Source organism: Polynucleobacter paneuropaeus (assembly GCF_003261235.1).
Classification (GTDB): domain Bacteria; phylum Pseudomonadota; class Gammaproteobacteria; order Burkholderiales; family Burkholderiaceae; genus Polynucleobacter; species Polynucleobacter paneuropaeus.
The window spans coordinates 285,859-312,032 of sequence record NZ_CP030085.1 but is presented as its reverse complement, the minus strand read 5'-3'; the positions used below and the strand labels follow the sequence as shown (position 1 = coordinate 312,032).

The following is a 26,174-nucleotide window of genomic DNA, read 5'->3' as shown; positions in this document are numbered from 1 at the left end:
AACTAGACTGATCCGAAAATAAACTCAGAGAGTTTTTCACCAGCAATCCTTGGCATACAAATTTTTTGAACAGCATCTCTCCCAACTATTGAGTAATTTAATGCGTCTTTTTGGTTAAGGGCTATAAACTTTAAAAGTTTAATAAGCTCGGATGGTTCGTCACGCTTTAAATAAATTGCCCCCTCTCCAAGAACCTTTCGCACGTCACTAATTTCTGTAGTTAAAACCAAAACACCGCTAGCTGCATACTCAATAACTTTTGATGGAAATGTTGTATTTGCATATGGCCCTCCGATTAATTTCAGCGAAAGACCGATATCAGCGCTGCTCAATATATTCAAATACTCTGGACTAGAAAGGCGTCCATGAACTACTAAATTTGGAATGGATAGCTCGGAAGCCAGCAAATGAAATCGATCTAGACTCTCCCCTTTTCCTGTAATCTCAAATCTAATATCCCTTACCCATGGCTCATTTTTTTGACGTAACATCACAATAGCATCTATCAGCAATTCAGCACCAGTTTCATGACTTAAAGTTCCACTCATTAAAACAGTTAACTTTTTAGATTGAAATCTAGGAGTAGCTGGCGAAGGGGATGCTGTACCGTAATAACAAAGCACAGGTCTTATGGAGGTAAAAGCCTTTAGTGCGCTACAAGCCAATAGCGCTTTTATGCAGATCTTATCGAACAACTGAGAAACTATTTTTAGTTGTAGAAACTTTAAAACACTCCTAACTCCTGATGTTTCCCCGTCCTCTAGATCGAGAATATTCACATACCCCAATACTCTCGACAAAAGTAACGAAGGAATGAAGGTTGCGGTACGATTGTAGTAAATTAAATGTGTAAAGCGCCGTATACGTAATATAAAAATGCAGTAGGCTAATGCTATTGATGAAAGTAAATGTGAAAAAATAGGTATAGTTGAGAATGGAATATAGATTATTGGCACCCCATCGACACGTCGAACTAATGCCGAAAAATTTTTCCAGCATGCAATTTCACCGCCTCTTCCCATGCTTAATATAACTGCGGTTACACCACTTATGCGCAATGCCTTACAAAGCATAATTATTTTTTTTGTTGCTGCAGGACTATCGGTTGTAATGTCGCGCCCGATTCTTGTAAGGTCATCTAACGCATTACACATAAAAATTACTCGTCGCTTCATAAACCCAATTTTTTCTTTATAACTCCTGGAACACCAGCGACCAGGCAATTGTTGGGTACATCAGCCCTCACCAATGAACCCGCTGCTATGATTGAGCCGGCACCTATCGTGACACCTCCCAGAATGATACTTTTTGCACCGATCCAAACTCCATCTCCAACTTTTATTGATTTTGCAAACCCCTCTCCAGCGCGCCTGCTTGAATAGCCAATCCTATGGCTGCCAGTTATAAATTCAACCCCGGGACCTACATCACAGTTATTGCCTATGAATATCTCCGCCTCAGTATTGGTAAAAATTACTGCCCCAGGACCAATCCAGGTATGGTTGCCTATTGTTAATTTACCTCGACCATAAATCCAAGATCGTCCACAGAAAGAGGTGTGTGAGCCCACCCGAATTCCAGCTATTTTTAACATGCAATTACGAAAAGAAAAAAATCTCGTTGGGGGCAAAAGGCAGAAAATGATATTAAAGATATGGCGAATCATAATGATCCCTGTGGGTATGTCTTTAGCTTAGACTTTATATTATTCACACTATTTTTCGAAATATATTGCATAAGTGAACTAAATTAACCATATTAAGCCCTTATAAAATTTCATATATTTTACAAGTCTTATAGAATTTTATGCAGTTGGAGTTGTCACTTTATTATCTCGCTATAAATATCTCTATACTTTTTAGAAATTATTTTGGCATCAAAACACCTCTCCGCTTTAATTCGAGCCGCCAGCCCTAGCTGTGATTTTGATGAATTTTTTAAAACAAAGTTTATGCCAGCTGCCAAATCTATAGTGTCATAAGGCTCAGCAAGATACCCCGTTGATTTATGGTCAACAATGTCGCGTAATCCGCCTATATTAAATGCAACGACAGGCGTTCCACATGCGTGAGCCTCAGAAGCAGTTTGCCCAAATGACTCTATACGAGATGGTACAACCATCAAGTCTGCCGCGCTATAAGCCAACCGTAATGACAAGTCGTCATTTAAGTGCCCCAAATAATGGGTTACAAAGTTTAGATCGCGCTTTATCGGCGGCTCACTTTGGCCAAAGATGACAACCTCAAAATAAACACCTTCTCCCGAGAGGTGTCTCAGGGCATCTATCAACAAATCAAACCCCTTGTTGGGGTCCAGCCCTCCCCCCATTGCCCCAAACATAACCAAAGGAATATCTTGCGGTAACCCTAACAATGTTCGCGATATATTTTTTGGTACAGGACTCCAGATATTAAGGTTAAGGGGATTGTGAATTACAGAGATTGGCCAGTCACGCATTAATTGACTCTCCATAGCACACTGGCCAAGCCAACTACTTGGGGCCACTATATGCATTGGCCTGCTCCAGTGCTTAACCTTTCTTTTCCACGTCCATCGATTCAGATCAAAGCCACCCTCATAGTAAGGACGATTATTCTTATGGTATCCCTCCCTCCATCTAAACTCCGGAGTAACATGCTCTGCACCGCAGAATGCCCACATATCATGCAATGTCCAGACAATGGGCTTTTTAATTTTCCCTATATCCGATATTGATAACATTTCCCAGGCGATCCAATGCAAATGAACTATATCAGCAGGACTATTGTTTAATTCAACCACTCTTGCAGAGGGTGTAATACAAGGGGAATGTAGCGCTAGATTAGAGGTAGTAATAAATTTTCTAAAAAATTTAACAGCTTGCGGAGCAACTAAATTACGCAGTTTTCTAATAGAAGAATAAGGTGCAGAAACAGTCGAATCATCGATTGTTGAGCTATCAACCAATAAACTTGAATTTAAATTTGCATCCAATAGCGCCCGATGTATTCTATATGCCGCTCGGGCAGCCCCGCCAGAAGAATCAGAATGGGACAAATGAGTTACATTCATACGAAACCTTAAAAATTTATTTGATTCATACCAGCTCTTTATATGACATGAACCTCAATTGCAAATAGAGTCAAGGACGCCAATTTATCAATCTAGTTTTTGTAAAAATTAAATTGACCTATATACGTCGGTTATGGCAATAAACTACACTTATTCGATAAGCGCCTATATGAAGAGATAAACAAGGATTTCTTGGCTTTTATATTTACAAAATTTCTTAATTTAAAATAATATCAATTCAACCTAATCATAAGAATATTAGTTGGTGAATTAGTGTGCCTATAAATTGCAATAATTCTTAGGCGCAACTGCTTCCCAGGATATGCTTGATTGAATGAACTTCAGATATGTATACTCATTAAAGTCTCCATATATTTCCTTACATTTAAGTTGATGGCCATCAAGAATTTCACCATCCACAACCGGAATCTCTACAATAGCGGGATCATTGAAAATAAATTTGAACATATTTCCGGTACCATACTGCCAGTCACCATCAAGGTGACTTGAACTAATGTCTAGAAAAATTACTTTAGGATTTAGAAGGCCCTTAATAACAGGGTCTTTTAAGCCTCTTGCAACAACTCGAACATACTCACTATAGCGAACACCATTACTGCTTAACTCTTGCTTTACAGCGACTTCAAATTGAACCAAAACAAAGACTGAAAATATAATAGATATTAATTTTGTATTTCGGTTCAGGAAATTATTTCTAGCTATATTCACATAAATGGCGCGTCCATATAATATGGTTATATATATCGAGGCTGTATAAAAGTGCCAAGTATTGCCGCCGAAAAAAATTGGTATAGGAAGTGAGCTGAGATACAAAATAAATATAAATAAAACTTTTTTTAACTCCTCGCCTTCACCACTTTTAATTAAATTTCTTAAATAATAAATCGTATTTATTAAAATTATTACTCCCGAAATATTAAAAATAAAATTAAAGTGGGAATCATAATGCTTTCCAAAGGGCTTTAGAAATAATCTTAATGGGATCTCAAAACCCCTTAAAATATTTTCTAAAACATAGTTAAACTCAAATGTACTTCTATAATCTGCACCCGACATTGCCCTCTTTGGAAGGAAAGTAAAATACCAATAAGCCAATAAAAATAATGCTGAAATTAAGATGAAGAGTAAAATTGGTTTTTTTAAATTAAGTTCATTTGTATAAAAATAAAAAAGAGCAGTACTTACGCACAAAAATATATATGTAGTTGCCCTCTCTTGGCTCGTGAGAGCTATCAGCAATGCAAGAAATGCAATGGTAAAATAATAAAATATAGATCTATAATTAATTTTATATTTACATATATTAATTATTTTAATAAAAGATATTAAATATATATTTAAAAATATATTAAATATTGGATCTACAATCCCAGAGCCTTCATAAGCAATACTTATATATACAGGGTGCAATAGTAACAATGAAAAAATAAAAAATTGTTCTAGTGGTGAAGAACCAAAAACTAATTTGGCGAGCCTGCTACCTATAAAAGCGCTAATTGAAATTATTATTATCCCAACTAGTTTAACTAAATATATATTCCGAAAATCTATTAGGTTAAAAAGGATGTAATTAGTAAAATTGAAGGTAAATGGTCTATACCAATAGTCGCTAAATTTTATGAAGCTTTTAAATACTTCTGTCCATGAATTTATATTCATAACCTGAAGATATGCAGCGCAAAATTCAGGTGAAATTGTATCTAAATAAATTATTTCAGCAGCAAAAAATAAAATTATTATTACTGAAAAGAATAAAGCATTGTTTTTTTCATCTTTTATCATTGAAATTTAATTGAAAATTATAAATTTATGATGGGGTAGCAAATCTCAAACATGGATTCTGTAAATCATATTTGAACGTCTTAAAGAGGCTGTGTTCGGAAAATATCAGCCGACACTTCATTAACTTGACCATGAGACACCGAAAAAAAACGGGTGCATGTATTAAGAATAAGCTCCTTTGAGTGGCTCGCAAGAACTAAAATTTTTGTTTTTTTAGTAATATCCAACATTCTTTGTTCGGACTTTTCTTGGAATTGGCTATCCCCCACCGAAAGCCATTCATCCAGAAGAAGAATTTCAGGCTCAATAGATGTTGAGATAGCAAATGCAAGTCTGAGCTGCATTCCCGAAGAGTATGTTCGCACCGGCATGTGCAAATAATCACCCAACTCACTAAAGCTTGATATTTCACCTATGAGACTCTTAATTTTTTTAACGGGAATCCCCATCATTATTCCGCGCATAAGAATATTCTCTATGCCAGTTGCCTCTTGGTCCATGCCCATCGAAATATCCAAAAGGGATGTGATCTTTCCTTTCACCTCAAGACCACCAGAAACTGGGGCATAAATGCCCGCAATTGCCCTAAGCAAAGTTGACTTTCCCGCCCCATTATGACCAAACAAACCAATCCTATCCCCAGTTTGGAATGAAAAATTAGCATCATCCACAGCTGAGACATAGACACCAGATTCCTTGCGCTTTAAGTTGCCACCTACAAGGCTTCCTAAAAACTTAGTTTTGGCTGAGAAATACCCAGCATGCCTGATGGTGAAGGAAATGGATAAGTTCTTAGCTACTATTGAAGTCATAATTTAAAGCCAGTAAGCAATCTTTTTAGTATATTTTCCCAGGTACCGCAAAGCAATTACCAATAACAAAATAGTGGTTGATATAGCCCACACCCAATTTAATAAAGTAGGAAATTGTCCAAGCAATGGGAGTCGTATGATCGAAATCAAATGATATAAGGGATTAAATTCTGCAATCCATTGACGCGATCCCAAGCTCTTAACAAACCACATGATGGGTGTGAAGAAAAACATTAATTGCATAAGACTAGTAACAATTTGGGTAATATCCCTATATCTAGTGCAAACGATCCCTAAAAAAAGAGATACCGAAAAAATACAAGTTTGAATTATTAAAAGAGCTGGAATTACCAATAAGAATGAAAAGAATTCTACCGAAGGAAAAATCAAGACGATAATAATAAGAATAACAACAAAATTATGTAGCAAGATTATAAAATTTTTGGTACAAATTCTGAGAATATATATAGGGAAAGGTAATTTCACCTGCTTAATCATTCCCTCGTATAGAGAAAATCCAACGCAGGACTCGGCAACTGATGTTGATATCCAAACCCAAATAATCTGCCCTATAGCAAAATAAGGGACATATGTTTTAAGGTCAGAGGATAAAATTGAAGACCAAAGAAAGCTAAGTGTTAGTATGAAGATTGCAGTACTCAGTGTTAGCCATATGGGGCCCAGGACAGAGCGCCTATATCTCAGCCTAATTTCTTGAAAGCCAAGAAATAGCCAGCTGGGATGAAAACCAAGGGCAGCAACTAACTCATAGAAACCAAGCAATAAAGAATTCATATCAAATAGAACATGTCAAACCATCATAATATATCAATTTGGAAAAAAAACTGGCGAAAATTTTTAGCTTTCAAGCGCACCCCCTTACATAAACTTCTTATTAAAATCCTTCCCAATAAGGTAAACCTTAGACTGAGTGGGCTTAGATATAAAGTTTCTGCCTTAGCCGATTGGTTTATTATTGAGGGGCATAAAAGGTTGCCAAAACCCTTCCATAAAATAATAAATAATCAAGATTTAGACTACTTTCTTTCAGGAAAGTTCCATTATGAAAAAAATCATTCACACATATCTTCCGAGCTACTACCAAGAATATTTCTGACAAAAAATGAGTGGGTACCTTACCTAGATTCAACAAGGCAAGAAGATTCGCTTTGTATTGTTAATAAATACAAAGAAATTGGCGAATATATTACTATTGGATTTTTTTGTAGCTATACCAGCTCACATTTTTTTGAAAAAACTATTCTTTCTTATACGAAGATTAATTCAAAAATTAAATGGGTTCTATGCAAATTTGATGATTTTCCAGATGAAAACCCTCCGGAAGGGCTGGAGCTTGTTATCTTTGAGGATGTAAGCTCAGCAGTAACTTATTGCAATTCAAATGTAGACTTTATTATCGATGCTGATGGGCCTCTAAGACCAACCAAAACATTAGAAGTTTTAAAACATACCTCAGCCTATGTACTCAACTACTACAACTTAATAACAACTTCAAATAAATACTTTTACGATGCCTTAATTATCCCAAAATTAGTGACTGCAGCTCCATTTGTTTCCGAAAAAAAAATAATAGGGTTAAATGTTTTGGGGGGATGGAATCTTCCCTCACTTTCATTAAAAATAAACCTCTTTCCAAAAAAATATCATTTTTCAATAATAGCCGAGCAGTTTAAAATTGGCCCTGAATTTCTTGAAGAATTTGCCACCCTCTCCAACAAATTTAAATTTATTTTTATTGGGATGAAGTATCGACATTATTTAATAGGGAAACTAAGCTCTTACGGCTGGAATTTGAAGAATGTATATTTTGAAAAACACATGTCAATGGATCAATTGCAAAATTTTCTAAAGAAGAATGTTTATACAATACTAGATATCCCCAATTACTCAAGCGGATCAGGAACGATAGTTGGGTTAAGCATTGGAATACCAACGATTTGCAGGAATGGGCGATTTTGGATTAATCAGATGGCTGCTAGTATTATGAACCAAACGATGAATAGTGATTATATTTACGAAAAATCATCGCAAATTGAAAATATAATAAAAGCACATATTTTTAATTCCGCAGAATTAGAAATTCGCATTGAAGAACGTTCAAGAAAATCTGGTTACTTAAATCCTAAAATATTTCTAACTGAGCTTCATCAGGAATTGAAAAATGCTTTCCAAAATAAGAAATAAGAATCTACCATCAACTTTAGTAATACTCTTGAAGGAGTGGTTTTAGGAAGTTGGGTGCAATCTGCGCAAGCAACTAATTTCTAAGATGAGGCAATATTGAATAAATAATTCAGCTCTCAAATTTATAGATTTTTATCAGGTAGAAAATATATAACTCCAGGAACTAGATATATTTTTTTATAAATTGGTATTTTAAAACACAAAGTTTTTTAATTTTCTCAAACTTTCAAACCCCCGCTTACCGAATAACTTTTCTACGGAATACAAAAATATTTGGTAAATCATATGCGGATATCCGCCATAATGCAAAAAGAGTTTTTTAGATGAGTCTCTAATGTCCCCCTCGGAGTGATCATCAAAAGTAAAATTTGTTTTTATTGAGATAGATTGCTGATGAAATTTTTCATCAGCCGTACAGTTTTGACCAGAACCATCAAATCCAATATTCCTCACCAAACTTTCGCCGGGAAAAAGAACCAGCTTATCATTTTTAATGATGTAGAGCGCCCAACTTACATCCCCTGCAATTAATTTTTTATTTGCAATCGCATTAACCATACCCAAAAGACTTGGATTTGTAAGACACATCTTTAAAAATAGATAAGGGTTATTTAGGAATTCTTTAGCCAACGAAGGGCTGTGATCATTTAAGTAAAACCTATCCCTCCAAATAGCCCAACCCCAACCATTAGCGGCAGGTAATAGCATCGTATCGCCAGAACTAGTTACGCCTTCCCATAGGTGCCCTGAAATAGAAATTAGTCTTTTATCATTTTTGTATCTTAATAAGCCTTGATTCATAAAGTTTAGAAATCCCGGCGCAGTAACAATATCATCTTCGAGCTTTATGATTTGATCGTAGTCTCTAAACACCATGTTAGTAGCATCTTGAAAATTTTGGAAATGTCCGAAATTTTTTTCTCTAAAAATTTTAGTAACAGCCCAAAAACCATCGATAGAATTAATGTACTCCCTTATTCTTAAAACCTTTTGCTGTTCACTTTCGCTTCTAGCGGCATCGGAAGCTATAAATAGATGGGTTTTGGAAGCTAGTTCATTTCGCCTTAACGCTGAAATTGTTTGCATCAAGTGATCAATGCGCGTGTGCGTTGCCACCAACACCGGCGCTAGTGAACTTAACTCCATCAGCTCACCACTAGATAAACTTTACTTTTATAGTACTTACTGTGAACTAATCGATAATTTTTATTTATTCCATGTTCAATGATGAACTTATTTACCCCTTCATATTGGTAACCATAGTCATCAAAAACAAAAACCCCTCCTTTTGATATATATGGCATAAGGGTGCTAAAGGTAAATTTTAAAGTTTCATAGGTTGCAATATCGTAATAAACAAGCGCGATTGGCTCAGAATTCTCTTCCAGATACTTTGGAATAGTCTCCCTGATATCACCGCTAACATTCTCGAATCTTGAAACAGAATTATTAATTGACTTGTGGGCGCCTTGAATTTTGCCCAACAAATCTAACCAATCATCACCCACCTGATATTTTAGAATCTCATCACTTCCTATATTTAGGCCTGAGGTTTCCTTGTAGCCATTAAATGTGTCAAAACTAACGATCTTCCTAGAGTAGTTAAATGGCTCTAATATCGCCCTTATATTTTCAAATAATATTGATGACTGCCCAAACCAACTACCAACCTCCACGATACTTCCTGGTACTGACTCTATAATTTCATACAATTCCTTGTAAAAAAATAATTTTGCAATTAATCCAGTCCGTACAAATAGGTAAGGGTTGTCATGTGACAAATTAAGACTTTCGCCCATCTCCCTCAAAAGTAGCTCTGATTTCTCTCTTTCGCTCGACATAATTAGACGTTCAGTTTTCATTCTTATCCTTTTTTGGTAACCAGGTAAATTGAGGAACATAATTCCCCATATTTATCACTCAAGCTATTAAGTGCGCTTAAAAAATTTAAATCAATTATTCCTGCCTGCAAACTTCTATCAAACTGATTATTGGAGAATATTTTAGGCATAATTCCTCCAGACTCTAAAATGGTCATTCCAGCGCTTTTAAAAAGATTGGTTAAAGAATTGATGTCATACGTTCTATGGTGACCAATCTTTTTTTCGAATTCAGTGACCTCCAGTGGATTTTTCATTAATCCCATTTCTACGGCAATCTGTCTGGATAGGCTTGTACCATTTGGAACAATAGTAATCATCAATTGATTATGATTCATTTGATCATTAATATAGGATATTAATTTGAAATCATCTGGCACATGTTCTAACGCATGTGAAAAATAAATTACCTCATAATTTTTATAATTTTTGAAATTATAAAAATCAGAGTGAAAAAATGTAACGTTGGAATGATTTAAGCAAGCCTTTTTGCTAGCGTTAATGCATTCTTCATCAATATCTAGGGCCATTACGGAATTACATACTTTTGATAACTTTTTCGTCATTTCGCCGTGATAGCATCCAAGCTCAAGGCACTGCCTCCCTTTAAGCCTTTCTGAGAACTTATTCATACAAAAATCATGCATTAGATAATCAAAGTCAGCCGCATATCTACTGCCTGAATTTAATGTATTTTCATGCTTTATTTTTGAATCAATCATATATCTTGATCCTTAATATAAAAGCGTCTTTTATTAAATCCATACCAATCCAAGTGATTTCTTGGAACATCTGAAAAGTATGAGCTTAATTGTTTTAAAAAATCTGATGAGTCATCAAAGGATTCTGAGGCTTGACAAGCCGAACTGTAGTCAAATCCTGGCTTAATAAATGCTCTGCTATAAATTGGTGTATATATAACCCTTTCTTTAAGACCCTCTATTGGCTTACCAGCCCTATGCCAGATTCTGGAGTCGAAATATACAATACTTCCAACAGCTGCCGTGATACTAATGCAAGAATCTTCAAACTCTTTTTGAGAGGGGGGGCCTTCTTTTAAATGACTACCCAACAAAAATTGCGTACTGCCAGTATTCATATTTAATGGTGAAATACACCAAATTGAATTCAACATTAATTTATCTTCAGTATAAAACCTTACGTCTCTATGAATATTGCTTGCATAATTAATCTTAGTATTATTATTGCCACCTAACGAGTTTAATATATATTTTTTTCCGTCAAAAAAAAGGTCTAATATTTTTTTATTTTCGGTCTTCTGAATCATTTTTTGAAAAATTTCCCGCATAAATAGAACGTGGTGCACGGTATTATCCATACCGCTCTCAATCCCCATTTTTGCCCTATACGATTCACACAACTCAAGGACCTCATAGAATGCAACACGTAATTGCTCTATCTCTTCAGTATTAAATACATTCTCTTCAATATGAATGCCATGCGCAAAATCTTTTAAATTTAAATTTTGCATTCCTATTGCTCCCCAGATTTAATAAATTCAGCCAACCCGAAACCGGTTGCCCCAAATGCATTCCCATTGTAGATAACGTATGTTTTACCCCCCCATTCTATGAATGATGGATAACATTGCATTACATTCTCTAGGACAGATGCAGGTGATCCAGTCCACTGGATATCACCCCTAATAACGGCATTCCCATCAATGCTGGCGTATCCAATTTTGTAACTATTTAATGGGTTGCTACGAAAGTCAAATGCATTTCTAGAGCAGAAAAGCACATCAAAAACTTCATGAGTATCATGCCTTACGGATGGATTGCTAAAACATTCAAGATTGTGCCTTGATGGTATAAATTGCTCAATAGGCCTATCCCAATCTAATAAATTTTTTGATGTTGCTTTTTTGATAACATAAAGTGGCTCATATCTATCCTCCCCTTTAATCCACTCTAGTCCGGAAATGTATAGCGCATTAAAACCACCTTTATTTTTCCAAACTGTTGGGGTAACAGCTAAATATGGATGCAAATAAGTCCTCTCCAAAATAGGTCCATCAAAGAGTCGCTCCATTTTATTTTCTACCGGAAGATATTTCGCAATCCCAGTACTGTTGTGATACGGAATGGTATTACGCGAATTCCAACCGCTATATAAAAATTGAATCTCTCCATCATCTCTCGTTACAAAACAACTGGGCATCACACCCTCGTCATCAAAGGTACCAATATTATGATTTGGAGAAAATATGGGGGTTTTGCTTATCGATATAACCCTACACTCCGGTGGAGGCGTTATATCGATAGTAAATACATGACTAATCTTTCCCACCCTTCCGGATACAAAAACCCTAATTCTGTCCTCCATTATCAAAGGAGTGGGAACCTGCGCATGAGTAAAGCCCAAATCTGCGTGGTCTTGAGGATTAAAAACCCACTTAATTCTTCTTAATAAGGGTGTTGATGTCGAATAATTCATCTTCAGTAAATTGCTTTCTATTAATTTGAGTTATTTGAGCGTATTCATAGCCTCGCTTTTGCCAAAAAACGTCGCTTGCATCCTCAATTCTGAGTGATATTGCTATTCTAGTTTTGCCGTTTTGAGAGCCATGAGGTAAAAAATGTCCAAACACAATCGCATCACCAGGTAAAACATAGAAGTACTTCTTTTCAAATTGTGCTAAATCTTCAGGCCGAGACTCTATAACACTTGGATTTATTGCGCCCCCTAATAAAGGTATTCGCCTGTCAGAGCAATAAAAATCTAACCCCCCCGATTCCTTTGTTGCACCCCCCAAGCAAATCCACACAATTATTGAATTGAAAGAACCAAGACAACTCGGCCAATCCTGATGCGGACTCAAATCCCCCGCTTCCGGAAGAAGTTTGGCGCTTGAGATATGCATTACAGGAGGTGAAAAAGAAACTGGCGCCTTGATTCCATAACGTGCGGCAATTTGACTAAGCTGATCAGAACTTAAAACATTCCTAATGAATATTGATCTTGAGCAAGCTTTGATTTTATTTAAATAATCAGAGAAATTATTTTTGGCAGCCTCTTCCAAGAGGAGTATAAGTTGATCATAATTTTCGATGCCATCGCGACCAAAAATAATTCCGAGCTCATGATAGATTCTTTTTAAAACAGCCTCTGAAATTAAGCCACTTTCTACCCTTGGTTGAGCATTTATATCAAAAATTGGCATTTAAAATTTGACCCTTGTACTAGGAATTTTAGTTAGCTCCGCTGAAGCCCCCTTGTAGACAGACCAAGGCGCAGTGTCACCGGTAATTACAGCCCCCAATGAAATAAAAGTACCCTCCGCAACTTTTACGCCATCACGCACAGTAGAGTTAACTCCAAAAAAGGAGTTGCTTCCAATATCGCATCTTCCGGAAATCACAACGTGGGAGGTTATAGAAACATGGTCCCTTATTGTAGAGTGATGGCCAATATGATTACCGCTCCACATAAGAACATTATCGCCAATTGATGTGTAAGGCTGTAACGTATTATCTTCAAGTATGAAACAATTCTTTCCTATCTTTGAGGAAAAATTTGTTGCTCTTGAACTAATGTAACTTATAAATTCATAACCTTTTCCGCATACTCTATTAAACACTTCCTGCCTAATCAACCCCATTGATGTTGGCGCGAGTGGAGCTATAAACTTATACTCAGTTGGCGGGCAAGTCTTCTCAAGATCTTCAAAAGCCACTACTGGCAAGCCATTAAAATTTGAGCTCTCCAAATATTTTCCATCCACACAAAATGCAATTACCTCATGATCGCTATCGTTCTTAAGGTAATAATGGGCAAGCTCAGAGTTTTCCTTTGTGCCAAAAATTATAATTTTACTCATATGATCTCGTAGCCCTCTAGGTGCCGCCCCCAATTCGCCTTGGGAACATTAAATAAAAAATCTACTATTGATAAATTAGGATGAAAAGGGGTATTTAACTGATCGTATTCCAATGGAATTAACTTAATGAATCTTAGGTCAATATTATGGGCTAGGAAATCATCCTTTTTATAGAGCTCCATTCCGCCAACTGGGTTCACATAAACATTTGCAGAGTGCAGTTTACATAAGGGGATAATTTTATTTGCACCGGACTCATTCAAAATAATTTTGCTTGATTTTAAAATTTCCACCTTTATAGAAAGTAGGTCGCATATTTTTTTAATTGAATGCTCAATGAAATCAACAAGACAAGGCGACCTAAAACTAAATATGTCCTCCATAAATGGATATATGGTTTCAAAGTTTAATGCGTCCTTGTATCCCTGAGAAATTGTTTTAAGGATTTTTTCATGGTCACCCAATAATTTCAATTCGCATATTTTTTTATTCTGTGAGGCTCCATCTATTGACAGGGTAAATTGATACAAGCCGTTCTTTAAAAGCATTTTATTTCTATTTATATAACCTTTTTTTATATAGTTGACATCATCAAAAATTATAAACTTATCAACATAATTTAAGAGTTGCCAATAACCCAAATAAGGAAGGAAATATGGTTGCATAACACAAATCTTCATTAATTTTCCCTAAATATAATATTTATTTAATAATCACAATTCAAGTGTATTTAAAATAAATAGACTAATCTATAATATAAGCTGGGAAATCTCTTTGATTGTCGTATATTCTCCAAATATACTCCCCAATTATTCCTAGCATCATCATTATTAGGCCGCCAGTTAATAGTATGGCAATCATAATTGGAGCCCAACCTTTGAAAGGGGTTTCTCCACAATACCAAGCATAAAATATAAAAAATGTATAAATAATACTTATAGCTGAAAATATAAAGCCAACTAAGGATATTAACTGTATTGGTAAATGTGAGGTATCAACAATAAAGTCGTAAACGATTTTTATTTTTTTACTTAAACTATATCCAGATTTTCCAACTTCTCGCTGCCTTCTTACATAAGGTATAAAGGTTTTACTAAAGCCTAGGGAAACCAAATAACCCTGAAGAAAATTATGCCTTCCTTTAAACTCAAGCAGCATATTGTTTATGCGTTTAGTCATTAGCCAATAATCAAAGCCGCCTAGGGGTAATTCCGTATAAGTTAGGCGAGATATCTTATAGGCAACTTTAGAAGCAAGACTAGCCGAAAGCCCATCCAACCTTCCCTGTCTATGGCAAATAACTATTTCCGCCCCTCCATTCAACCAATGATTGACCATCTTACCCATTAGTTCAACAGGATCTTGAAGATCTGCACTTATACAAATAATTGCATCACCTTTAGCATTTTTAAAACCAGCCATTAGGGCGCCCAATTGGCCAAAATTTCTTGATAGATTAACTAGTTGAACAATTTTATTTGAGCGCTGAAGCCTCTCAATCACCTTACGGGAGTCATCGGATGAGCCATCATTTACAAAAATTACCTCGATTTGTAAATCACCAAAAGATTTCTCCCAAACAGTAAGAATTTGATCAAAGATCTTTTCAAGAGTTTTTGAATTGTTAAAAACAGGAATAACTATAGATAAAAGCATAGATTAATTATAAAAATATAAATGTTGAATTCTTTTCAAAAGTTTTTTGCATATCATTTTTTATAGAAATTTAATTATCATATTCTATATGAATAGCCTTATATTTTTAATTCTAGAATAGAAAAATTTATATTAACGTCGTTGTTTAAGGGCCAAAGATATATCATCAATATTTATTTAAATTCTTGTGATAAATATCTTAGTTGCTCAACTTCATTACAAAATTAAATATTTTTTATCAATGAAACAATTCTAAGTTGCTCAACTTCGGGCAAGGATGAATACAAAGGCAAACATAGAACTTCTTGAGAGGCCTTCGTAGCAACCGGCAGCATGCCCGGACTGGCTGAGGGAAATTTTTTATACACTGGAAATTCACTAATCAGTGGATAAAAATATCGTCTTGCAAATATATTGCTTTGTTTTAGCCTATGATAAAGCTCATCCCTAGTAAGAGGGTATGAGCTTTCGACCATTATTGGAAAATAGGAATAATTGGCAACTCTTTCACCCGAGCCTTCAAGAAATCGAATTCCCATAACATCTTTAAGAAGTGCCCGATAGAGCGTATCGGCTGTCTTGCGCCCCTCCAACGCAGCATCAATATGGTTAAGTTGCACCAAACCAAATGCCGCATTTACCTCGCTCATCTTCCCATTGATCCCAGCTACATTAACCGTGACCTCATCTACAAAGCCAAAGTTTTTAAGCCGATCAATGAGTCGCTTAGTCTCGGCGTTCGGGCAAACAATTGCGCCACCCTCAAAAGTATTAAATACTTTAGTGGCGTGAAAACTAAGAACGGACAAGTCGCCATGCTTTAAAACACTGCCGCAATCGCATTGCACCCCAAAAGCATGTGCTGCATCATAAATTACTTTTAAGTTATGACGATCTGCAATTTCCTGAATTGCTTCCACATCACAAGGATGTCCATAGCAATGTACCGGCATGATGGCCGTGGTTTTAGATGTGATTGCGGCTTCAATCTTTGATGGATCTAAATTTAAAGTACTGGGATCAATATCAACAAAGACGGGCTCAATTCCATTCCAAAGAAGCGAATGGGCTGTAGCCACAAAAGAGTAAGGAGTGGTAATAACCTCCCCTTTGATTTTCAAAGCCTGCAAAGCAGTTATGAGCCCAACCGTACCATTATTAAACAACGAAATATGCTCTACGCCAAGATACTCACAGAGGGCTTTTTCTAGTTGCTGATGAAAGAGGCCGCCATTAGTAAGTGTTTTATTTTTCCAAATCTGCTTTAAATAAATAGTGAATTCATCTAAAGGCGGAAGAAATGGTTCGGTAACATAAATTGGCTTATCTTTCATCTGATTAATCCTTCTTTAATTAAAGCAAGATTACTACTCTATTTAGATATTTATTGCCATTACTCACGCCCGCTAATGCCCGATCTCGCACCCTGGATGCAATCCTCAGACTCAAAATCAATTGAGTCTCCCGCTCAAACTGGATTGCTGTATAAATTTGCGGCCCAGGGCGAACAGCAATCCTAAGAAAAAACCTGCCACTAAACCGGCGATCAAGCTCATCGCCTTTTTAGGCGAGACGGGTCGCTCCGAGGCGTAAATTGGAGAATCTAGGCGAGTGCCCCTGCTTTTGACCGAATTAATTAGATCGATCATCTTTTCACGATCCGTTAAAAAATAGGTCAGCTCATCACGGGCAGATAAATAGGCTGCCGACATAGCGCTTCCCGATTGGTCTGCTTTTGTAATGAGTTTTCTGGCGCCCTCGATGTGCTCATTATCGGAGTCAAGCTTAATTTTGGCCTCTTCAACAAAGTTTTTGGAAAGCTGCTCTTGCATATTAGCAATTTGCACGAAGATTGCCTGGGCACAGCTTGCTGCTAACTGCGAAGTGGGGGCAAGCACTTTTAATTCCACTGCATTAGCCACGCCCTTGGGGATCGAAAATTTAGCCGCTTTTGATAGGGCTAGCGCCGCTTGGGGTTGATCTTGATAATCGCAGACGCTAATCACCTCAGGCGAATAATTGGTGGGGAACTGCATCCGAGAGATCAGGGAGGTAGGGTCTTCTATGACGGCGCCAAAGGGGTTTGCGGGATTGGTTTGGGAGACTTGCGCCATGCGAATGTGGGCAGTGGCTTCGTACATTGGCGGGGTCACCAAAAGGTAGCCAATTGCGCAAATTAAACCCAAAAAAGATCCTAAGACTATGATTTTCCAGGACTTTTTAAAAAAATCAAGTATTTCTAATAGGGAGATTTCATGTGCGATATCCAAAGTTTGATGGTGCGTGTTTTGGTGATCTGGCGAAGTCATTGGTGATAGGTTATTGGTTATTGGTTATTGCGTTTTACATCTCTAAGCTTGGGTGAATATCTGTTTTATCTCTATTTAACTACGTGAATTTATACATCAAACAGATTAATGCTTGTTTTTACCTCAATTAATTATATCTATTAAAACCAAATATCACAAAAATTTGCCTACTCACCCCTCTTTTGAAATTTAAGGGCAGATTGGTCTGTAAAACACACCACTGCGTAAAAAAAATTAGAAAAGTAACTCCCATTAAGTAGCCATAAAAACCGTCTAAAAAGATAAAAAAGCCCAGAAAAAATGCAATCCATGTTGAGCCAAGGCTAGAGCTAGGGCTAGCTTGCAGACTTGATGCAGCTGAAATCTCCCCACTGTCAGAGCTTAACTTTAGCAAAGCATCATTGCATTTGTGATTGATTTTGTAGACTCTGAAAAAAATGAGGATTGAGAGCAAACTCACTAGCAATCCGTAATTGACCGCCTCTGATAAATAATATGATTCAGCGTTAATGAAAAATAAAGGGGTCTTTAAATATAATGGTGAATTAATCAAGCTAGATGACTGGGGAATAAAAACTTCAGGATTCAAGCGAAGATAATTGTTCACCTGCTGCCAATTGCTAATGAGCGCTTCATAGCCATAGCTCCAGCGAAAGATTCTCTCGTTGTGGGCCACTAGCTCAGGATGATGGACTGCAATATCTGCAACGCCTAAAAAAACTGCGCCGACGATCAGAGCGGATACTAAATAAATATAGATTGTTTTGGCTCTCCAGTAAAAGAGGGCATACAAAATAATAACTAGAGCTAAAGCCAACATGCCTCTTTGCGAGCCGGCTAAAACTAGGTTGAGCACTACTGTCAAAAGTAGTGGGACTAGATATCGATTTCTTAATAGGAACGCAGTAAATAAAGCAACAAGCGAAATATCAATACTGTAAAACGGGTGGCCGAATATGCCGCCCGATCTTCCAAGCCAATCTCCCGGTCTGATTTCCAGTGGAATGCCGCCCCAGCTGATACCCTGGATATGGTTATAGATATTACAAATCAAGTCAAACAAAAAAAGAGTTGTACAAAAATAGTAGAAACTTTTTTTAATATCTGTATTGCGCACATCACCTTCTACGCATGCAACAGGCTTTTGAATGATCTTTTCTAAGCGCTTAAGGACACTTTTGTCACTATTGCAAAAATTATCTAGAATGATTGGGGTATATCCGGCGCTGGCGAGCGCAACCGCAGTGTGACTACCAATATATCCTGCTCCACCTGTTAAAAGAATATTCATAATGGGCCTTGATGATCTATAGATACATTTTCTTAGAGAGATTTCGTATTTTTCTTTCAAGACGATATCTCTGTATCGATAATTTATCCAATGGGCTCAATCGTAAATCTTGAGCATCACTAGATAAAAATACTTTTTTAAACTTATTCATCACTGCAGAAGGTAAAAAATTTGTACTATAGGCATCCCAATTACGTTCATGCTGAACTTGGGGATTAAAGTTCAGCAGCATTTGCGCTAAGTCTTTTTTACCCTGATAAAGAAGTGCTTTATCTCCCAATATTTCAATATGACTGCGCTGTGGCGAAAATGCATAGGTCATGACCGGCTTATTCTTGATTGAAAACTCACCACAAGCCAAGCCAAAGCTTTCTCCTATTCCTCTAGCATGAATCATGCCATCGGCAGTATTAATAAAACGCATCTTGTAATGCATGTCCGAGTTGCCTGGCAAGAAGATCAAGCGCTCATGCTGGGCAAAAGGGGCAAAGTTCATAAAGATAAAATAAAGATCCTTACGCTTAGCCAATACCTGCACAATGGTTTCATGTACAAAAGGTAAGTTAAAACTATCTGACCCGCCATAGCTGGCGATTACTGTGGCATGTTTTGGAATATTGAGCTCTACGCGCAGATCTTCTTGTACATTGGGCAAATCAATCATATGGGGTACAAAAGGAATTTTATGATTGGAATACTCTTTGGCCAGCCACTGCGAAACAAAGGCTAACTTATCGCCATGAAATTCTGCTGGCTTAGTGGGGAAAACAGCATGAACCGCGCAAGGAACATTACTAATGATGTCACCATCGCGCTCACCTGATTTAATGAAATACAGCAAATCGATTTTTTCTTGATCTGCTAAGCGCGCCAGATCTGCATGAGTTTGATAAGGCAAGAGCTTGAAGTGCTGAGAAAATTTTTCAACAACGCTAGGCTCACTAGGCAGGTGGCTTTTGTAAAATACCAGTGATTCATTTTGAAGCAGGGATTGGTTATGTAGCGCGTAATCAAAAACAGCAATTTCAGCGCCTCGAAACGACAAGCTATTGGTATGAAAGCCAATTCTCAAGTGATTTTCTCAGCTGTGTGTTGCAAAAAGTCGGAATACGCTCTGGCTAAACCCGCATTCAGCCCAATTTTGGCTTTCCAGCCCAGGGTATTTAAGCGCGAAGAGTCCATACATTTGCGAGGAGCGCCATCGGGCTTGCTAGCATCAAAATCAATCTTGCCCGCGTAACCTGTAGTTGCGGCCACCGCATGTGCCAGCTGCGCAATCGTCACATCTTCACCAAAGCCCACATTAATGTGGCTTTGCATCGGGCTGGTGTGTTGATCGTAGATCGCCTTGTCTAAATCCATGACAAAGACTGAAGCTTCTGCCATATCCTCAACATATAAAAATTCACGCTTGGGGGTACCCGTGCCCCAAATCAGCACTTCAGGTGCATTACTCACTGTTGCCTCATGAAAGCGTCTGATGAGCGCTGGAATCACATGGCTATTTTCAGGATGGTAATTATCTCCTGGGCCGTAAAGATTGGTGGGCATGACTGAGCGATAGTCAACACCATGCGATTGGCCATATTGGCGGTTATAACTCTCGCACAATTTAATACCCGCAATCTTGGCAATGGCATAGGGCTCATTAGTCGATTCGAGCTCACCCGTCAGTAAGGCATTTTCTGCCATGGGTTGCGCTGCCAATTTTGGATAAATGCAGCTCGATCCTAAGAACAAGAGTTTCTTTACGCCTACTTCAAACGCTTGATGAATGACATTGGCCTCCATCATCAAGTTGTCGTAAATAAACTGCGCGGGATAAGTATTGTTTGCATGGATACCACCCACCTTAGCGGCAGCCAAATACACTTGAGCTGGTTTTTCTTGTTCAAAAAATTGCTTAACAGCAGCTTGATTGGTTAAATCGAGCTCAGCATGCGTGCGCGTGATGATATTGCTGCAACCTTGGGCTTTGAGGACACGCACAATTGCCGAGCCCACCATACCGCGATGGCCAGCCACATAAATCTTTTGGTTCAAATCAGTAGGCACGGTGTTTTTGATATTTATTAATTCTCTTTACCAAAGGCCACACTAAAGCCATGCTTTTTCAGCAAAGCATGTTGCTTGGCTTGGTCCAGATCATTGGCAACCATCTCCACAATCATCTGATCGATGGTAATTTCGGGAACCCAACCTAATTTGGCTTTGGCTTTGGCCGGATCACCTAAAAGGGTCTCGACTTCAGTAGGACGGTAGTAGCGTGGATCAATCTTTACAATGACATCACCCACCTTGAGGGCGGGGGCTTTATCTCCCTCGATGGCTGCCACAATGCCCTCTTCTTTCTCAGCCTTACCTTCAAACTTGAGGGTGATGCCCAATTGCTTGGCGCTACGGACAATAAATTCACGGACAGTAAATTGCACTCCAGTCGCAATCACAAAATCTTCTGGTTGTTCTTGTTGCAACATCAACCATTGCATACGCACATAGTCTTTGGCATGGCCCCAGTCGCGTAGCGCATCCATATTGCCCATGTATAAGCATTGCTCTAGACCTTGGGCAATATTGGATAAACCCCGGGTAATCTTGCGGGTCACAAAGGTCTCGCCACGACGCTTAGACTCATGATTAAAAAGAATCCCGTTGCAGGCATACATGCCATAGGCTTCACGATAGTTCACAGTAATCCAATACGCATATAGCTTGGCTACTGCATAAGGGCTGCGTGGATAAAAGGGTGTGGTTTCCTTTTGGGGAATCTCTTGTACTAGGCCATAGAGCTCCGAAGTGGAGGCTTGATAAAAACGGGTTTTCTTCTCCAGACCCAAAATTCGAATCGCCTCCAAGATTCGCAAAGGACCCATCGCATCAACATCGGCAGTGTACTCAGGCGATTCAAAAGAAACGGCCACATGAGACTGCGCGCCCAAATTATAAATTTCATCTGGCTGAGTTTGCTGAATGATGCGGGTTAAATTGCTTGAATCGGTCAAATCACCATAATGCAATACAAAGTGACGATGATTGATATGTGGGTCTTGATAAAGATGATCGACGCGCTCGGTATTGAACGAAGAGGCGCGGCGCTTAATACCGTGGACCATGTAGCCTTTTTCCAATAAGAACTCAGCCAAATAGGATCCGTCTTGTCCGGTAATACCGGTGATTAGGGCAACTTTTTGTTTCGCAGTTTTATCGTTCGTCATATGAATTTCTCTTGCTTGTAATCTTGTATTTACTAACTACGTCCGTAGGTATCTTCAAAACGCACAATGTCGTCTTCGCCTAAATAACTACCCGACTGCACTTCGATAATTTCTAAAGGCTCTTTGCCAGGGTTGGCCAAGCGATGGGTCTGCCCCTGGGGAATAAACGTACTTTGATTTTCTTGTAGGGTGATCACCTGATCGCCATTGGTAATCTGCGCAATGCCTTTAACCACAATCCAATGCTCAGCGCGATGATGATGCATTTGCAAGGACAGGCTGGCGCCCGGCTTTACCTGAATACGTTTCACTTTAAAGCGCTCGCCCTCGTCCACACTGTCATACCAACCCCAAGGCCGAGCGACCTTACGATGGAGATTTTTCTCTTCCCGCTTTTGCGCATCTAATTGAGAGACGATGTGTTTCACATCCTGGCTGTTGGCTCTATCGGCTACTAATACGGCATCCGCTGTTTCAATAATCACTAAATTATCAATACCCACGGTACTCACTAAACGGGTACTGGCGTGGACTAAAGAGTTCTTGGTATTGGAGAGTAAGGTGTCGCCACTCGTGACGTTGCCATTGCTATCTTGACTACCCACTTGCCAAACGGCATCCCAAGCACCCAAGTCATTCCAACCGGCATTGAGCTCTACCATCTTGACACTAAAACTGGTGCCCGGGCATTTTTCAATGACGGCGTAGTCAATTGATTCGCTAGGAATACTTGTAAATAAGGCTGTATCAGGCCTAACAAAACTGACCTCGCCCGATTGATCCATGCTTTTGCCTTGCCACGCGGTTTCACTCGCGCCAAAAATATCGGATCTGAATTCTTTTAAAGCTGCCAACCAAGTACTCGCGCGCAGGACAAACATCCCACTATTCCACAGATAGTTTCCATCAGCCAAATAACTCTGCGCAGTTTTGCTATCTGGCTTTTCCACAAACTTGGCAACGGTGTATTCATGATGAGCGCCCTGCTCTTGCATACGCTCAATATAGCCATAGCCCGTCTCAGGCGCTGTGGGTGTGATCCCTAAAATGGCAATGGTCTTTTTACTTTGATCTGCATTAACTACTGCAATGCACTCTTGCAAAGCTTTAACAAATGCAGCCGTGTTTTGTACAGTTTGATCCGCAGGGGTAATCACCAAAATTGGATCAAGCTCAGTATTGGATCCGCCATCTCGCGCTTGAAAAGCGGCTAAGGTCAGTGCGGGGGCTGTATTGCGACCAATCGGTTCAAGTAAAAGCGTCGCTTTAATTTCGGGCAACTCGCGTAATTGATCTAAAGCTAAAAAGCGATGCTCTTCATTAGTGACAATTAAGGTTGGACCTAAAGTAATGTCTTGATTACCAATTGCATTAATGCGCTCAATCGCTTCTTGAAACAAACTTTGTTTTGAGTCACTCCCAGATAGCACTAAAAATTGCTTAGGAAAGCCAGAGCGAGATAAAGGCCAAAGACGCGTGCCGGAACCACCACAAAGGATGACGGGGGTAACACTAGTCATAAGGTCAATGAATCCTGATTTGTTGAGTTTTCGCTTAGTGGGTTGATTTTATAGGCTTTTAGGGTGCAAACTAATGGGCAAATGATTCATTACAAAAAATAGAGGAGATTTTCATGAGCACAGGCAATATCCCTAAAATCAATTTACGCAATTCGGTCTCAGAATGCGGACAATCGGTTCGTAAAGAGAACTTTGGCAAATTTCAGAACTACAGCATTCAGGACTGCAAAGCCTCGATTGCCGCCGGCAAGATCAAATAACGTATTTTTAGGGTACTAGAGCCCTATTTTGGCTGGTTTGGGTAAACCTTACCAGTCAGATTGCTATAAATGCCACCAGTTATGACCAAGAGGATGGAATCGACCATCACTGGGAAAAAAGCATAGCGATATTGCAAGCCATGGCCTAGAACTGCAATAAGGGCTACTGCAGCTGCAGGGGGGTGCAAGCAGCGCAGAATAAACATCCCCAAAATCGACAGAGAAGCCGCTAGCGCCAAAGTCACTGAAATGGGTAAATCCGTAAAGTGGGCGCAGGTGATGCCCACTAAAGCTGAGAGCGTATTGCCGGCAATCACGGCCCAAGGTTGAGCCAAAGGACTTTGCGGAAGAGCAAAAACTAACAATGCACTTGCTCCTAAAGAGGCCATCAACCATTCATCAATTCCTACAGTCTCACCAAGGTACTTGGCGATAGTGATTACTAACATTAGACCAAGAAACGCTCCTAAAAAAGTGCGCGCCCTCTCCTGCCAGCTAACCGGCGGTTGGTCGCCACCCAAATAAAACAAACAGTGCTTAAGGCTCTCTTTGATGGTGCGCATATTTATCTCGTCCCTTGAATTACCTGATTCAAGCTTACTGATTAAAAGCCAATTTTTGAAGGAGTGCTTACTTGAAGAACCGCTTTAACCGATTTTTAACCAGCGGCGCCTCTACAAGCTTGAGAAACTTACCCATACTCACTTTCAGACCCACCTTGTGAAAAGTTTTGATTAAGGCCTGATTAAGTTGCCTTGCAGCGCTATCGTGATGCCGATAGTCTTCAGCCTCAAAAGTTTGCCCCTCATTCGAGGTCCAGCTACTGGTAAAACATTTAGTCCGATCAACGCTCAGTCCTACGATTGAGTCATAAAAGTGAACCGAGTAAACCGCTTTCTTAAATCGAGCCTGAGGAGCAGGCTGAACGCCAGGAAATCTGGAGTTCACCACATCCACAAATTGCTTTGCATAGTTGATGAATGAATATTTTGAAGGGTTACCAAAATCCTTGAAGTAGCTTGTATGCACATCTTCAACTAGTAGCAAGCCGCCATCCTTGATAAAGGGAATTGCTTCATGTGTAGTAACGATTTGCTGCTCATTAGTATGACCACCATCATCCAATAAAACATCGACTGGTCCAACTGCGCTAAAAAAATTCTTCCAAAAATCAGAGCTACTTTGGCTGCCGATATAAATCTCAAAGCCATCTTGCTCCCAGCGTTTGGCTAGCGGGTTGAAATCGATACCGATGATTCGGGCTTGGGGGCCAAAGAAATTGCGCCACATAAATAAAGAACCGCCATTCAGTACGCCGACCTCTACAAAGGTGATGGATTTACCGCGGTACTGTGAAAGCAACTCTTCATACACCTGAAAGTAAGCCGAGTGCTTTAAAGAAAGATAAGGCGATTGTTGATAGGCCTTAAAAATCTCTAAATTAGCGATAAGAGGATTGAGAGTCTGATTTTGAAATTGAATCGTCATTTAAAAAGTGGATAAAAAAATTAAGTTTCTATACCTGCTCAGACATCAATGTCCAAACTACTACACAGACAACTGTACCAGCTAGATTAGGCTAAGGAGTAAAAAATAAAGCCACCCGAAGGTGGCTTTATTTGCATTAGCTAAAGCAAGACCAAATTACGCCTTCTTATTATATGCAGAGCACCAGCCAGCGCTGTGCACTTGCTTACCAGCAAACAATGCGCAGCCGCCAGCAGCAGAACCAGCAGCGCCTTGATAAAGCGCACAGTTACCGCAATGGGAACCGGCCACAAACTTGGGGTATTTTGCTTTGTCTACTTTAGAAGCATCAGCTACATAACCCAATGCAACAGCCTGGGGATCAGTAGGAGAAACCATCGCTTGCGCTTGAACTTTGCTATTTAAAGCCAAAGTTGCAGCACCAGCAGCGGAAAGAATCATGAATTGGCGACGACTGTTTTGCATACGATCTCCAGAGAGTTAAGGGTAAACACAAGAAACTGAAGGAATCATAAAACAGAAGATTTACTCGCGTTGCAGACGACTTAAGAGCCTGATTTCATTGGCTATTTACTTGAGAATTGTTCTCAAAACAAAATTGGCTGGTTTAGCCTAACTATTAATGCCAACCTTTGAGGTTCATGCACGAGATGCGCTGCTTTACATGAACACCGGCTAAGCCATCTGGATACACCTCGATGCAATCATTTAAATCTTGATTGAACGTTTTGGCATTATTTTTAGCTGGATCGCTATTGGTCTTGGGGAACTGCGGTCCCGAACACGCAAGCAGACCAAACAAAAGCAAGCTACAGATGATGGAGAGTAAGTTGCGCATCAGCT

28 protein-coding genes are annotated in these 26,174 nt (G+C 38.8%); 2 read left to right on the top strand and 26 right to left on the bottom strand.

Features of this window, described 5'->3' with window-relative positions:
• Positions 1-2: 2 nt before the first annotated feature.
• The 6 genes from Pas1_RS01715 to Pas1_RS09860 all read right to left on the bottom strand — a co-directional run bounded on the left by Pas1_RS01715 (position 3) and on the right by Pas1_RS09860 (position 6,461).
• The gene (locus Pas1_RS01715; RefSeq protein WP_112294311.1) at positions 3-1,175 is read right to left on the bottom strand and encodes a glycosyltransferase; all 1,173 of its coding nucleotides are present in this window, start codon (positions 1,173-1,175) and stop codon (positions 3-5) included.
• Entirely contained in the window at positions 1,172-1,666 is a 495-nt protein-coding gene (locus Pas1_RS01710) for an acyltransferase (protein ID WP_112294310.1), read from the bottom strand. Before Pas1_RS01710 ends, Pas1_RS01715 begins: the two co-directional genes overlap by 4 nt.
• A 155-nt stretch (positions 1,667-1,821) precedes the next feature.
• Positions 1,822-3,051, bottom strand: a complete 1,230-nt coding sequence (locus Pas1_RS01705) for a glycosyltransferase family 4 protein (RefSeq protein ID WP_112294309.1) — start codon at positions 3,049-3,051, stop codon at positions 1,822-1,824.
• Between the two features lie 279 nt (positions 3,052-3,330).
• Positions 3,331-4,854: a hypothetical protein gene (locus Pas1_RS01700; RefSeq protein WP_112294308.1), complete on the bottom strand. Its 1,524-nt coding sequence runs from the start codon at positions 4,852-4,854 to the stop codon at positions 3,331-3,333.
• A gap of 80 nt (positions 4,855-4,934) precedes the next feature.
• Positions 4,935-5,666, bottom strand: a complete 732-nt coding sequence (locus Pas1_RS01695; protein ID WP_112294307.1) for an ABC transporter ATP-binding protein — start codon at positions 5,664-5,666, stop codon at positions 4,935-4,937.
• Positions 5,667-5,669: 3 nt separating this feature from the next.
• Entirely contained in the window at positions 5,670-6,461 is a 792-nt protein-coding gene (locus Pas1_RS09860) for an ABC transporter permease (protein WP_112294306.1), read from the bottom strand.
• A gap of 12 nt (positions 6,462-6,473) precedes the next feature.
• On the opposite strand from Pas1_RS09860, the gene Pas1_RS01685 reads away from it, so the two are divergent.
• A complete protein-coding gene (locus Pas1_RS01685) occupies positions 6,474-7,871 on the top strand; it encodes a hypothetical protein (protein ID WP_112294305.1) in 1,398 nt (465 codons plus the stop codon).
• A 192-nt stretch (positions 7,872-8,063) separates the two neighbouring features.
• On the opposite strand, the gene Pas1_RS01680 is transcribed toward Pas1_RS01685, so the two are convergent.
• From Pas1_RS01680 to Pas1_RS01605, 16 genes are all read right to left on the bottom strand, one after another.
• The gene (locus Pas1_RS01680; protein ID WP_112294304.1) at positions 8,064-9,017 is read right to left on the bottom strand and encodes a glycosyltransferase family protein; all 954 of its coding nucleotides are present in this window, start codon (positions 9,015-9,017) and stop codon (positions 8,064-8,066) included.
• Positions 9,017-9,733 carry a TylF/MycF/NovP-related O-methyltransferase gene (locus Pas1_RS01675; RefSeq protein WP_158525977.1) on the bottom strand — a complete coding sequence of 239 codons (717 nt, stop codon included), beginning with the start codon at positions 9,731-9,733 and terminating at the stop codon, positions 9,017-9,019. The genes Pas1_RS01680 and Pas1_RS01675 overlap by 1 nt, the downstream gene beginning before the upstream one ends.
• Before the next feature lie 2 nt (positions 9,734-9,735).
• Complete coding sequence (locus Pas1_RS01670) at positions 9,736-10,473, bottom strand: class I SAM-dependent methyltransferase (protein ID WP_112294302.1); 738 nt, start codon at positions 10,471-10,473, stop codon at positions 9,736-9,738.
• On the bottom strand, positions 10,470-11,243 hold the full coding sequence (locus Pas1_RS01665; RefSeq protein ID WP_112294301.1) for a phytanoyl-CoA dioxygenase family protein: 774 nt from the start codon (positions 11,241-11,243) through the stop codon (positions 10,470-10,472). Before Pas1_RS01665 ends, Pas1_RS01670 begins: the two co-directional genes overlap by 4 nt.
• Before the next feature lie 2 nt (positions 11,244-11,245).
• Positions 11,246-12,208 (bottom strand): hypothetical protein, encoded by a 963-nt coding sequence (locus tag Pas1_RS01660; protein ID WP_136625596.1) that lies wholly within the window; start codon positions 12,206-12,208, stop codon positions 11,246-11,248.
• Complete coding sequence (locus Pas1_RS01655; RefSeq protein ID WP_112294299.1) at positions 12,168-12,935, bottom strand: phytanoyl-CoA dioxygenase family protein; 768 nt, start codon at positions 12,933-12,935, stop codon at positions 12,168-12,170. Before Pas1_RS01655 ends, Pas1_RS01660 begins: the two co-directional genes overlap by 41 nt.
• On the bottom strand, positions 12,936-13,592 hold the full coding sequence (locus Pas1_RS01650; protein ID WP_112294298.1) for an acetyltransferase: 657 nt from the start codon (positions 13,590-13,592) through the stop codon (positions 12,936-12,938).
• Complete coding sequence (locus tag Pas1_RS01645; RefSeq protein WP_112294297.1) at positions 13,589-14,272, bottom strand: WbqC family protein; 684 nt, start codon at positions 14,270-14,272, stop codon at positions 13,589-13,591. Before Pas1_RS01645 ends, Pas1_RS01650 begins: the two co-directional genes overlap by 4 nt.
• A gap of 64 nt (positions 14,273-14,336) precedes the next feature.
• On the bottom strand, positions 14,337-15,248 hold the full coding sequence (locus Pas1_RS01640) for a glycosyltransferase family 2 protein (RefSeq protein WP_112294296.1): 912 nt from the start codon (positions 15,246-15,248) through the stop codon (positions 14,337-14,339).
• Between the two features lie 224 nt (positions 15,249-15,472).
• Positions 15,473-16,582, bottom strand: a complete 1,110-nt coding sequence (locus Pas1_RS01635) for a DegT/DnrJ/EryC1/StrS family aminotransferase (RefSeq protein ID WP_112294295.1) — start codon at positions 16,580-16,582, stop codon at positions 15,473-15,475.
• Positions 16,583-16,699: 117 nt separating this feature from the next.
• Positions 16,700-17,557 (bottom strand): Wzz/FepE/Etk N-terminal domain-containing protein, encoded by an 858-nt coding sequence (locus tag Pas1_RS01630; protein WP_112294294.1) that lies wholly within the window; start codon positions 17,555-17,557, stop codon positions 16,700-16,702.
• 127 nt (positions 17,558-17,684) lie between these two features.
• Complete coding sequence (locus Pas1_RS01625; RefSeq protein ID WP_318784736.1) at positions 17,685-18,908, bottom strand: NAD-dependent epimerase/dehydratase family protein; 1,224 nt, start codon at positions 18,906-18,908, stop codon at positions 17,685-17,687.
• Positions 18,865-19,920 carry a hypothetical protein gene (locus tag Pas1_RS01620; protein WP_112294292.1) on the bottom strand — a complete coding sequence of 352 codons (1,056 nt, stop codon included), beginning with the start codon at positions 19,918-19,920 and terminating at the stop codon, positions 18,865-18,867. The genes Pas1_RS01625 and Pas1_RS01620 overlap by 44 nt, the downstream gene beginning before the upstream one ends.
• On the bottom strand, positions 19,917-20,891 hold the full coding sequence (gene fcl / locus Pas1_RS01615) for a GDP-L-fucose synthase (RefSeq protein ID WP_112295142.1): 975 nt from the start codon (positions 20,889-20,891) through the stop codon (positions 19,917-19,919). The genes Pas1_RS01620 and fcl overlap by 4 nt, the downstream gene beginning before the upstream one ends.
• Positions 20,892-20,920: 29 nt before the next feature.
• Entirely contained in the window at positions 20,921-22,063 is a 1,143-nt protein-coding gene (gmd, locus tag Pas1_RS01610; RefSeq protein WP_112294291.1) for a GDP-mannose 4,6-dehydratase, read from the bottom strand.
• A 32-nt stretch (positions 22,064-22,095) separates the two neighbouring features.
• Entirely contained in the window at positions 22,096-23,583 is a 1,488-nt protein-coding gene (locus Pas1_RS01605) for a mannose-1-phosphate guanylyltransferase/mannose-6-phosphate isomerase (protein WP_112294290.1), read from the bottom strand.
• 113 nt (positions 23,584-23,696) lie between these two features.
• On the opposite strand from Pas1_RS01605, the gene Pas1_RS09590 reads away from it, so the two are divergent.
• A complete protein-coding gene (locus Pas1_RS09590; protein WP_158525165.1) occupies positions 23,697-23,843 on the top strand; it encodes a hypothetical protein in 147 nt (48 codons plus the stop codon).
• Between the two features lie 23 nt (positions 23,844-23,866).
• Here the strand turns inward: Pas1_RS09590 and Pas1_RS01600 are convergent, their stop codons facing one another.
• The 4 genes from Pas1_RS01600 to Pas1_RS01585 form a co-directional block, all read right to left on the bottom strand.
• A complete protein-coding gene (locus Pas1_RS01600; protein ID WP_112294289.1) occupies positions 23,867-24,406 on the bottom strand; it encodes an HPP family protein in 540 nt (179 codons plus the stop codon).
• Between the two features lie 67 nt (positions 24,407-24,473).
• Entirely contained in the window at positions 24,474-25,331 is an 858-nt protein-coding gene (locus tag Pas1_RS01595) for a class I SAM-dependent methyltransferase (protein WP_112294288.1), read from the bottom strand.
• Between the two features lie 156 nt (positions 25,332-25,487).
• Complete coding sequence (locus tag Pas1_RS01590) at positions 25,488-25,796, bottom strand: high-potential iron-sulfur protein (RefSeq protein WP_112294287.1); 309 nt, start codon at positions 25,794-25,796, stop codon at positions 25,488-25,490.
• Positions 25,797-25,950: 154 nt separating this feature from the next.
• Positions 25,951-26,169, bottom strand: coding sequence for a hypothetical protein (locus tag Pas1_RS01585; protein ID WP_112208828.1), 219 nt, complete (start codon positions 26,167-26,169; stop codon positions 25,951-25,953).
• Positions 26,170-26,174 lie beyond the last annotated feature (5 nt).